This is a genomic window from Vibrio sp. QJM3NY_26 (assembly GCF_057786005.1).
This window is the reverse complement of record NZ_CM173515.1, coordinates 22,750-34,238: the sequence shown is the minus strand read 5'-3', so window position 1 is coordinate 34,238 and position 11,489 is coordinate 22,750. Positions and strand designations below refer to the sequence as shown.

Below are 11,489 nucleotides of genomic sequence, written 5' to 3'. Positions count from 1 at the left end.
TAACAATAAAAAGGCTACTTCGGTGGCCTTTTTTTGTACGCCATAGGCGACATCTCAAGTGTGATTAAATAGAATAGTGATAAATATTCAGGAGTTTTAATTGATATGTTTGATCCAAAAAAACTAGAGCAGATTGCTAAGCAGATCCACGATTCTATGCCTCAACCAGTAAAAGAGCTTGGTTCAGACGTAGATCAAAAAGTTCGTCAGGTTATCCAAGGCCAACTGAACAAGCTAGACGTTGTAAGCCGTGAAGAATTTGATGTTCAAACACAAGTACTACTGCGCACTCGCCAAAAGCTGACTGAAATGGAACAAAAGCTAACGGACTTAGAAGCAAAGATTGCCGACAAGTAAGCGTAAAGCAAGAAAACTGAAAGGGTTGGTGTGAAAACACCAACCCTTTTGTATTTCTGAAGATCAATCAAGAACTAAAAGTCGACGAAGATTGATCAAACAATGTTCATTTGATTGATTTTTAAGACTTTGTTACTAAAAGCAAAAAGGCTTGGTCAACGGCGACCAAGCCTTTTTATTAGATGTTGTGTTGCTTATTTATAACTCCGACCTGTAAAGAGTTGGTGATACTGCTTCGCTTTTTCTGCAAATTTATCAGTATCTAAGCGACTAATTAACCGCCTACAGCGATACGCTTCATGTCGCTCATGTAGCTACGTAGCTCTTCACCAATGTACTCTACAGGGTGGTTACGGATAGCTTCGTTTACTTCAATTAGCTTCGCGTTATCTACTTGGTTAGATGTTTCACCTAGACCGCGACCGATTACGTCAGTTGCAACTGAAGGCATGAACTGCTCGCGTAGTAGTGGTGTTGCTACGTTTGCGAATAGGTAGTTACCGTACTCAGCTGTATCAGAGATTACAACGTTCATTTCGTAAAGACGCTTACGAGCAACTGTGTTTGCGATTAGTGGAAGCTCATGTAGAGACTCGTAGTAAGCAGACTCATCGATGATGCCAGATGCTGTCATAGCTTCGAATGCTAGCTCAACACCAGCACGAACCATAGCAACCATTAGGATACCGTTATCGAAGTACTCTTGCTCTGAGATTTCTACGTCAGAAGTTGGGTAGTTTTCGAATGCAGTTTCACCTGTCTCTTCACGCCAGCCTAGTAGGTTCACGTCATCGTTCGCCCAGTCAGCCATCATAGTGCTAGAGAAGTGGCCAGAGATGATGTCATCCATGTGCTTGTTGTAAAGCGGACGCATTAGATCTTTTAGCTCTTCAGAAAGCTCAAACGCTTTAACTTTAGCTGGGTTAGATAGACGGTCCATCATATGAGTTACGCCACCGAACTTAAGTGCTTCAGTGATCGTTTCCCAACCATATTGTAGAAGTTTACCTGCATAACCTGGTTCAATACCGTCAGCAATCATCTTCTCGTAAGATACGATAGAACCCGCTTGAAGCATGCCACAAAGAATAGTTTGCTCACCCATAAGATCAGATTTAACTTCAGCTACGAAAGAAGACTCTAGGCAACCTGCACGGTGACCGCCAGTACCAGCAGCCCAAGCTTTAGCGATATCCCAACCTTCGCCTTTAGGGTCATTTTCTGGGTGAACAGCGATCAGTGTTGGTACACCGAAGCCACGCTTGTACTCTTCACGTACTTCAGAACCAGGACACTTAGGCGCAACCATAACAACCGTAAGGTCAGAACGTAATTGCATGCCTTCTTCAACAACGTTAAAGCCATGAGAATAACCAAGAGCAGCGCCTTGCTTCATTAGAGGCATTACTGTTTCAACAACGTTTGTATGTTGCTTGTCTGGAGTAAGGTTGATAACTAGATCTGCTTGAGGGATTAGCGTTTCGTAACTACCCACAACAAAGCCGTTTTCATCAGCGTTTTTGAATGATTGACGCTTTTCATCAATTGCCGCTTGGCGTAGAGCGTAAGATACGTCTAAGCCAGAATCACGCATGTTCAGACCTTGGTTTAGGCCTTGAGCACCACAACCAACAATTACGATTTTCTTACCTTCAAGATATTCAGCTTCTGTCGTGAATTCTTCACGATCCATGAAGCGGCAACGACCCAATTGGTCAAGTTGTTCACGAAGGTTTAATGTATTGAAATAGTTAGCCATTCTAGGGCACTCCTTTAAAAATAAGTCCGTAAGGTCGATATCTCTCTATCGAATGACTTCATACTAAAACAGACACTCCGTTGCTGAAAGTGATATATTCACAATTAGTTATTGCAATAAATGCAACATGGAAACGATCGCAAAACATGAACATAAAATCTCTACAATTATTTATACATTTATGTGACAGCAAGAGTTTCAGCAAAACCGCTGCTGCTATGCACGTCAGTCCTTCAGCACTTAGTCGTCAAGTACAAAAGCTTGAAGAAGAAACGGGGCAAGAATTGCTTATCAGAGATAACCGCAGTGTTGATCTCACTCCAGCAGGAAAGCACCTATTGCCAGTAGCATTAAGCATCGTTGGAGAGTGGCAGCAATACAATCTTCACCTGAAAGGTGGTGAGCAAGAACTTAAAGGTGAAATTCGCATATTTTGCTCGGTAACGGCTAGTTACAGCCACCTACCTGAGCTCATAACAGAATTCAGAGCTATTCATCCGTACATTGAATTTAAGCTCTCTACAGGCGATCCGGCTCAATCTATCGACAAAATTTTAAATGATGAAGCAGATATCGCTATCTCAGCGAAGCCAGACATTCTTCCCTCAAGATTAGAGTTCGAAACCATCAGCGATATACCACTGTCAGTCATCATCCCATCCGGTGTGAGTAGTTTTAGCCAGCAGCTGCAATCAGATAAACCAAACTGGAATGAAGTACCTTTTATCATCCCAGAAGCAGGTACTGCACGAGAACGTGCGAACGCGTGGTTCAAAAAGATGAAGATAAAGCCCAACATTTACGCTCAGGTATCAGGTCATGAAGCGATCGTAAGTATGGTTGCTCTTGGTTGTGGGGTTGGTATCGCGCCAGACGTTGTAATCAACAACAGCCCTGTGAGAGATAAAGTCGACCGCTTAAAAATAGAGCCCATCAAGCCGTTTGAATTGGGAGTGTGCTGTAAGCGATCCCAGTTAGAAAATCCGTTAATTAGAGCATTTTGGCAGGTCGCTGAAGGTAAATACCTCCAAGACTAGTTATCTATAAGTGATAACAAGCCGGTGTGGAGTCACAGATAAAGAGCACGTTAGTGCTCTTTTTTGTTTTTCTAAACGACAAATATGAAAAAAGCCCACTGATTTCTCAGCGGGCTTTTCAATGGTGGTGGAGGGATAGGGATTTGAACCCTAGAACCGCTATTAACGGTTGCCGGTTTTCAAGACCGGTGCTTTCGACCACTCAGCCATCCCTCCAACAAATTGTCATCAACAGATTAGTACACTGTAGATGTTGTTACATGTATACACAGGTAACGATATTTAAAGCCTGGCGATGTCCTACTCTCACATGGGGAAACCCCACACTACCATCGGCGCTATTGTGTTTCACTTCTGAGTTCGGCATGGAATCAGGTGGGTCCACAATGCTATGGTCGCCAAGCAAATTTTAAAATTCGGAAAGCTGCTTCTCTATTTAATAGAGCTATAAAAGTTTCTCTTCAAACGCATTCAAGGTCTGGTACTTCTGAGTCCACAAAACCCCTTGGGTGTTGTATGGTTAAGCCTCACGGGCAATTAGTACAGGTTAGCTCAATGCCTCGCAGCACTTACACACCCTGCCTATCAACGTCGTAGTCTACGACAACCCTTTAGGACACTTATAGTGCCAGGGAAAACTCATCTCAAGGCTCGCTTCCCGCTTAGATGCTTTCAGCGGTTATCGATTCCGAACTTAGCTACCGGGCAATGCCATTGGCATGACAACCCGAACACCAGAGGTTCGTCCACTCCGGTCCTCTCGTACTAGGAGCAGCCCCTTTCAATTTTCCAACGCCCACGGCAGATAGGGACCGAACTGTCTCACGACGTTCTAAACCCAGCTCGCGTACCACTTTAAATGGCGAACAGCCATACCCTTGGGACCGACTTCAGCCCCAGGATGTGATGAGCCGACATCGAGGTGCCAAACACCGCCGTCGATATGAACTCTTGGGCGGTATCAGCCTGTTATCCCCGGAGTACCTTTTATCCGTTGAGCGATGGCCCTTCCATTCAGAACCACCGGATCACTATGACCTGCTTTCGCACCTGCTCGAATTGTCATTCTCGCAGTCAAGCGGGCTTATGCCATTGCACTAACCACACGATGTCCAACCGTGTTTAGCCCACCTTCGTGCTCCTCCGTTACTCTTTGGGAGGAGACCGCCCCAGTCAAACTACCCACCAGGCACTGTCCGTAATCCCGATTCAGGGACCAACGTTAGAACATCAAAACTACAAGGGTGGTATTTCAAGGACGACTCCATCACATCTAGCGACGCAATTTCATAGTCTCCCACCTATCCTACACATGTAGGTTCAATGTTCAGTGCCAAGCTGTAGTAAAGGTTCACGGGGTCTTTCCGTCTAGCCGCGGGTACACTGCATCTTCACAGCGATTTCAATTTCACTGAGTCTCGGGTGGAGACAGCGTGGCCATCATTACGCCATTCGTGCAGGTCGGAACTTACCCGACAAGGAATTTCGCTACCTTAGGACCGTTATAGTTACGGCCGCCGTTTACCGGGGCTTCGATCAAGAGCTTCGACCGAAGTCTAACCCCATCAATTAACCTTCCGGCACCGGGCAGGCGTCACACCGTATACGTCATCTTACGATTTTGCACAGTGCTGTGTTTTTAATAAACAGTTGCAGCCACCTGGTATCTGCGACTCTCGTCTGCTCCATCCGCAAGGGACTTCACTGATAAGAGCGTACCTTCTCCCGAAGTTACGGTACCATTTTGCCTAGTTCCTTCACCCGAGTTCTCTCAAGCGCCTTGGTATTCTCTACCCGACCACCTGTGTCGGTTTGGGGTACGATTCCTTACAATCTGAAGCTTAGAGGCTTTTCCTGGAAGCATGGCATCAATGACTTCACTACCGTAGTAGCTCGACATCGTATCTCAGCGTTAATGAAAGTCCGGATTTACCTAAACTTTCCGCCTACATACTTGAACCTGGACAACCGTCGCCAGGCCCACCTAGCCTTCTCCGTCCCCCCATCGCAATTGTAAGAAGTACGGGAATATTAACCCGTTTCCCATCGACTACGCCTTTCGGCCTCGCCTTAGGAGTCGACTTACCCTGCCCCGATTAACGTTGGACAGGAACCCTTGGTCTTCCGGCGAGGGAGTTTTTCACTCCCTTTATCGTTACTCATGTCAGCATTCGCACTTCTGATACCTCCAGCATGCCTTACAGCACACCTTCAACGGCTTACAGAACGCTCCCCTACCCCACATACCCTAAGGTACGTAGCCGCAGCTTCGGTGTATAGCTTAGCCCCGTTACATCTTCCGCGCAGGCCGACTCGACCAGTGAGCTATTACGCTTTCTTTAAATGATGGCTGCTTCTAAGCCAACATCCTGGCTGTCTGAGCCTTCCCACATCGTTTCCCACTTAGCTATACTTTGGGACCTTAGCTGGCGGTCTGGGTTGTTTCCCTCTCCACGACGGACGTTAGCACCCGCCGTGTGTCTCCCGGATAGTACTTACTGGTATTCGGAGTTTGCAAAGGGTTGGTAAGTCGGGATGACCCCCTAGCCTTAACAGTGCTCTACCCCCAGTAGTATTCGTCCGAGGCGCTACCTAAATAGCTTTCGGGGAGAACCAGCTATCTCCAGGTTTGATTGGCCTTTCACCCCTAGCCACAAGTCATCCGCTAATTTTTCAACATTAGTCGGTTCGGTCCTCCAGTTGATGTTACTCAACCTTCAACCTGCCCATGGCTAGATCACCTGGTTTCGGGTCTAATCCTAGCAACTGTACGCCCAGTTAAGACTCGGTTTCCCTACGGCTCCCCTAAACGGTTAACCTTGCTACTAAAATTAAGTCGCTGACCCATTATACAAAAGGTACGCAGTCACACCACGAAGGTGCTCCTACTGCTTGTACGTACACGGTTTCAGGTTCTATTTCACTCCCCTCACAGGGGTTCTTTTCGCCTTTCCCTCACGGTACTGGTTCACTATCGGTCAGTCAGTAGTATTTAGCCTTGGAGGATGGTCCCCCCATATTCAGACAGGATATCACGTGTCCCGCCCTACTCGTTTTCACTGATTATGATGTGTCGGTTACGGGGCTATCACCCTTTATTGCGAGACTTTCCAGACTCTTCACCTGCATCATTAAAAGCTTAAGGGCTAATCCAATTTCGCTCGCCGCTACTTTCGGAATCTCGGTTGATTTCTCTTCCTCGGGGTACTTAGATGTTTCAGTTCCCCCGGTTTGCCTCCTGTTGCTATGTATTCACAACAGGATACTTGCTTATGCAAGTGGGTTTCCCCATTCAGGAATCCCAGACTCAAAAGGTTATTACTACCTAATCTGGGCTTATCGCAAGTTATTACGCCTTTCATCGCCTCTGACTGCCAAGGCATCCACCGTGTACGCTTAGTCACTTAACCATACAACCCGAAAGGGTCTTAGCGTATGGCAACTAACCAAGGTTTTTGGTTGTCATCAAGAAGGGTTAATTCTTGATGACTGTTTGCCGGACTCAATTGTGAATCAAACTAACGTTTGATTCGAATACAAGACACTTGAATGTGTTTGTTGTGTTTATCTAATGAAAGATAAACATTGAGAACTTTTAAATTTGATTTGAATTACTCGTAAGTAATCAAATCAGTCAGCTTTCCAAATTGTTAAAGAGCAAGAGTTTTAAGTGTTAAACTTTCAAACCCATTTTTAAAGACTCTCTTACGAGAATGCTTAAAGATGGTGGGCGATACCGGGCTCGAACCAGTGACCCCCTGCTTGTAAGGCAGGTGCTCTCCCAACTGAGCTAATCGCCCATAAAAGTTTCAATTCCTTATGGAAGGAATGGTGGAGCTATGCGGGATCGAACCGCAGACCTCCTGCGTGCAAGGCAGGCGCTCTCCCAGCTGAGCTATAGCCCCATATTTTTATTTCCTTGGGAGGAAATGGTGGGTCGTGCAGGATTCGAACCTGCGACCAATTGATTAAAAGTCAACTGCTCTACCAACTGAGCTAACGACCCAATGGTATCCCGTAGGGGAGTCGAACCCCTGTTACCGCCGTGAAAGGGCGGTGTCCTAGGCCTCTAGACGAACGGGACACTGCAATTTATCTCCACTTTAAAAAGTAGAAACAAACTTCGAAGAACTTGGGAGTTCTTCATCTCTTTGCTTTTCTAAACCTAATCAATCTGTGTGGACACTCATCGTGACTATCTTCGTATAAGGAGGTGATCCAGCCCCAGGTTCCCCTAGGGCTACCTTGTTACGACTTCACCCCAGTCATGAACCACAAAGTGGTGAGCGTCCTCCCCGAAAGGTTAAACTACCCACTTCTTTTGCAGCCCACTCCCATGGTGTGACGGGCGGTGTGTACAAGGCCCGGGAACGTATTCACCGTGACATTCTGATTCACGATTACTAGCGATTCCGACTTCATGGAGTCGAGTTGCAGACTCCAATCCGGACTACGACGCACTTTTTGGGATTCGCTCACTATCGCTAGCTTGCTGCCCTCTGTATGCGCCATTGTAGCACGTGTGTAGCCCTACTCGTAAGGGCCATGATGACTTGACGTCGTCCCCACCTTCCTCCGGTTTATCACCGGCAGTCTCCCTGGAGTTCCCGACATTACTCGCTGGCAAACAAGGATAAGGGTTGCGCTCGTTGCGGGACTTAACCCAACATTTCACAACACGAGCTGACGACAGCCATGCAGCACCTGTCTCAGAGTTCCCGAAGGCACACCTGCGTCTCCGCTGGCTTCTCTGGATGTCAAGAGTAGGTAAGGTTCTTCGCGTTGCATCGAATTAAACCACATGCTCCACCGCTTGTGCGGGCCCCCGTCAATTCATTTGAGTTTTAATCTTGCGACCGTACTCCCCAGGCGGTCTACTTAACGCGTTAGCTCCGAAAGCCACGGCTCAAGGCCACAACCTCCAAGTAGACATCGTTTACGGCGTGGACTACCAGGGTATCTAATCCTGTTTGCTCCCCACGCTTTCGCATCTGAGTGTCAGTGTCTGTCCAGGGGGCCGCCTTCGCCACTGGTATTCCTTCAGATCTCTACGCATTTCACCGCTACACCTGAAATTCTACCCCCCTCTACAGCACTCTAGTTCACCAGTTTCAAATGCAGTTCCGAGGTTGAGCCCCGGGCTTTCACATCTGACTTAATGAACCACCTGCATGCGCTTTACGCCCAGTAATTCCGATTAACGCTCGCACCCTCCGTATTACCGCGGCTGCTGGCACGGAGTTAGCCGGTGCTTCTTCTGTTGCTAACGTCAAGATGCGCAGCTATTAACTACACACCCTTCCTCACAACTGAAAGTACTTTACAACCCGAAGGCCTTCTTCATACACGCGGCATGGCTGCATCAGGCTTTCGCCCATTGTGCAATATTCCCCACTGCTGCCTCCCGTAGGAGTCTGGACCGTGTCTCAGTTCCAGTGTGGCTGATCATCCTCTCAGACCAGCTAGGGATCGTCGCCTTGGTGAGCCATTACCTCACCAACTAGCTAATCCCACCTAGGCATATCTTGACGCGAGAGGCCCGAAGGTCCCCCTCTTTGGCCCGTAGGCATTATGCGGTATTAGCCATCGTTTCCAATGGTTATCCCCCACATCAAGGCAATTTCCTAGGCATTACTCACCCGTCCGCCGCTCGACGCCCAACAAATCCTCCGAAGATTCAATATTGTCGTTTCCGCTCGACTTGCATGTGTTAGGCCTGCCGCCAGCGTTCAATCTGAGCCATGATCAAACTCTTCAATTTAAGATTTTGTGACTCAACGAATACTGACTTCAAAACTAATATTCATTGCTCTTTCGAAAAAGATTGATGAACATGTAATTCTAAAGCTATTACCATTCCAACAGAATGGTAATGAATTGACTGTGCCAAAATTAAGTAAACTTAACTTTGTATTGGTCACTCAGTTCATTGAAATCAAGTTTGTTACCGAAGTAACTGTTACTACCTAAGTAATAACGTTTTGATATTCATCAACGAGTGCCCACACAGATTGATAGGTTTAAATTGTTAAAGAGCTTTTCCTTTTTGAGCTTCGCTCAAATCGGACGGCCATTTTAGCGATTTAAGTTTTAGTGTCAACCACTATTTTCAAAACTTTTTTCAAGCGCTTAGCTTGGCTAATTTGGCTTGTTGATTCGTTTTGGTTTCCTAAGAAGCCTTCCCGTTTCAACGAGGTCGCATTATAGAGATTTCGATCACACTGGCAAGCCCTTTTTTAAGTTTTTCTCGTTTTTTTATTCGTTCGATTAAAAAGAACTCAAAACGCCTCAAAAGTAAGCTTTTCTCTTACATCTCTTGCAGTTTCTTAGAGAATAAAGAGACTTTTTCCCAATTTGTGTACTCGACTTCTTTGGTTGTATCCGTTTCTCCACCTGTCATATTCATAATGAAGCGAATCATGGTTTTATCGAACCAGTTATAACGTGGGTAATAGAGGGCACCAGCGAATACACCGATTAGAGTCGGCTGCCATGGTGACTTAAGAAGAAACTTCTTAATATAGGCACTACCTTCAGGGGTGTCTTTGCCTTGGTCTTCTTTACGAGCCGTTAAGTTAACGCAGAAGAAGGCAACCTTATTGGATTGCAACTGAGCAAGGTTGGCATCAATGAACTGATATAGCTTCTTATTAAGATGGCCATAACGAATAGATGCACCAATCAACACTCTGTCGTATTGAGCAAAGTCGACATTACTAATAGTGTGCAGATCTTGAAGCTCACATTCGAACTCATTCATTTCTTCTTTTATATAGTTCAAGATCTTCTTGGTTTGCCCTTCACGGCTTGAATACAAAAATAGAGCTTTTGCCACAATGTTGTCCTTAGCTACGCCAAAACGTAGGGGTCAATAAAATTAATAAGGTGAATATCTCTAAACGACCAAACAGCATAGATACGATCAACACCCATTTAGCCTTATCATTCACATCGCCGAAGTGCATTGCCACTTCACCTAAGCCCGGGCCAAGGTTATTCAATGTTGCCGCTACGGCAGAGAAAGCACTTAGCTCATCCATCCCTGTAGCAATAAGAGCCAACATACAAACCACAAAAACCAATGCGTATGCAGAGAAAAAGCCCCAAACGGCATCCACGACTCTTTGTGGCAATGCTGACCCGCCAACCTTGATGGTATAAACAGCACGGGGATGAACAAGGCGCTTCATTTCACGAGCACCTTGCAGAGTAAGCAATAAGATTCGAATTACTTTCATACCACCGCCTGTTGAACCTGCACACCCACCAATAAAGGAAGAGAACAGAAGCAAAACGGGCAAGAATAGTGGCCACTCAGAAAAACCGGTGGTGGTGAAGCCTGCGGTTGTTGAAATAGATACTGTCTGGAACAGCGCTTGATCGAAAGCATCGTAATACGAATCGTAAGAGTGATGATTAAGTAGCAATAAGAAACAAACTAAGAACAGTACAACTTGAATAAAGATAAAGGCGCGAAACTCAGGATCTTTCCAATAATACTTAGGATGCACACCACCTGAAGCAAATGCCGCAAAGTGAAGTGAATAGTTACATGCTGATATAAGGAGGAACACAACCGTAATCATGTTGATAGCAGGACTGTTGAAATAGCCCATGCTCGCATCGTGAGTCGAGAAGCCACCAATCGCAATCGTAGAGAAGCTATGACTGATAGCATCAAAGAAGCTCATGCCTGCAAGCCAAAACGCCACGGCACAGGCAATAGTTAAACTCAGGTAGATATACCAAAGTGCTTTCGCAGTTTCAGCAATACGCGGAGTCATCTTACTGTCTTTTACAGGGCCCGGGATTTCAGCACGATATAGCTGCATACCACCGATACCGAGAACAGGAAGGATGGCGACCGCCAATACGATGATACCCATACCACCGAACCATTGCAGGAACTGGCGGTAAAATAGAATTGCCTTAGGTAGGTCATCGAGTCCAACAATAACTGTTGCACCTGTAGTTGTTAATGCAGAAAACGATTCGAAGAAAGCATCGGTAACCGAAACGTTCGGGTTATCGGCGATCAAAAACGGCAATGCGCCCGCACTGCCGATTACCGTCCAAAACAACACAACAATAAGAAAGCCATCACGCGCTTTCAACTCATGTTTATATCGTCGGTTGGGAAACCAACAAGTTGCCCCACAGAATAATAGAACGAAAAAAGTCGTCACAAATGGCACACCCGCACCATCTCTATAGATAAGTGCGACGAGCGCAGGTGCGAGCATTGATACACTAAAAAGTGCTAATAATAATCCGACGATTCGAATAATTGAGCGAAATTGCATGAGCTATTGAACGAAGCGAAATGCTTCAAACTT

Annotated in this window: 5 protein-coding genes, 5 tRNA genes and 3 rRNA genes; 2 read left to right on the top strand and 11 right to left on the bottom strand. The window is 46.1% G+C overall.

What is annotated here, in order from left to right; genetic code table 11:
- Positions 1–105 precede the first annotated feature (105 nt).
- Entirely contained in the window at positions 106–357 is a 252-nt protein-coding gene (gene ubiK / locus AC3CH4_RS00155) for a ubiquinone biosynthesis accessory factor UbiK (protein WP_004735787.1), read from the top strand.
- Between the two features lie 274 nt (positions 358–631).
- Here the strand turns inward: ubiK and ilvC are convergent, their stop codons facing one another.
- The gene (gene ilvC / locus AC3CH4_RS00150; RefSeq protein WP_054548023.1) at positions 632–2,116 is read right to left on the bottom strand and encodes a ketol-acid reductoisomerase; all 1,485 of its coding nucleotides are present in this window, start codon (positions 2,114–2,116) and stop codon (positions 632–634) included.
- Positions 2,117–2,262: 146 nt separating this feature from the next.
- On the opposite strand from ilvC, the gene ilvY reads away from it, so the two are divergent.
- Positions 2,263–3,153 (top strand): HTH-type transcriptional activator IlvY, encoded by an 891-nt coding sequence (gene ilvY / locus AC3CH4_RS00145; RefSeq protein WP_054548024.1) that lies wholly within the window; start codon positions 2,263–2,265, stop codon positions 3,151–3,153.
- Between the two features lie 125 nt (positions 3,154–3,278).
- Here ilvY and AC3CH4_RS00140 read toward each other — a convergent pair.
- The 10 genes from AC3CH4_RS00140 to AC3CH4_RS00095 all read right to left on the bottom strand — a co-directional run bounded on the left by AC3CH4_RS00140 (position 3,279) and on the right by AC3CH4_RS00095 (position 11,456).
- Positions 3,279–3,369: transfer RNA gene (locus tag AC3CH4_RS00140), tRNA-Ser, on the bottom strand.
- 71 nt (positions 3,370–3,440) lie between these two features.
- Positions 3,441–3,556: ribosomal RNA gene (gene rrf / locus AC3CH4_RS00135) — 5S ribosomal RNA — on the bottom strand.
- Between the two features lie 113 nt (positions 3,557–3,669).
- Positions 3,670–6,563, bottom strand: a 23S ribosomal RNA gene (locus AC3CH4_RS00130).
- A 314-nt stretch (positions 6,564–6,877) separates the two neighbouring features.
- Positions 6,878–6,953: transfer RNA gene (locus tag AC3CH4_RS00125), tRNA-Val, on the bottom strand.
- A gap of 29 nt (positions 6,954–6,982) precedes the next feature.
- Positions 6,983–7,058 (bottom strand) — tRNA-Ala (locus AC3CH4_RS00120).
- A 25-nt stretch (positions 7,059–7,083) separates the two neighbouring features.
- A tRNA-Lys gene (locus AC3CH4_RS00115) sits at positions 7,084–7,159 on the bottom strand.
- A gap of 2 nt (positions 7,160–7,161) precedes the next feature.
- Positions 7,162–7,237: transfer RNA gene (locus tag AC3CH4_RS00110), tRNA-Glu, on the bottom strand.
- Positions 7,238–7,359: 122 nt separating this feature from the next.
- A 16S ribosomal RNA gene (locus tag AC3CH4_RS00105) occupies positions 7,360–8,914 on the bottom strand.
- Together the 16S, 23S and 5S rRNA genes with 5 tRNA genes alongside form the textbook arrangement of a ribosomal RNA operon.
- A gap of 546 nt (positions 8,915–9,460) precedes the next feature.
- Complete coding sequence (hemG, locus tag AC3CH4_RS00100) at positions 9,461–9,988, bottom strand: menaquinone-dependent protoporphyrinogen IX dehydrogenase (protein WP_054548333.1); 528 nt, start codon at positions 9,986–9,988, stop codon at positions 9,461–9,463.
- Between the two features lie 10 nt (positions 9,989–9,998).
- Positions 9,999–11,456 carry a TrkH family potassium uptake protein gene (locus AC3CH4_RS00095; protein ID WP_010433127.1) on the bottom strand — a complete coding sequence of 486 codons (1,458 nt, stop codon included), beginning with the start codon at positions 11,454–11,456 and terminating at the stop codon, positions 9,999–10,001.
- Between the last annotated feature and the right edge of the window lie 33 nt (positions 11,457–11,489).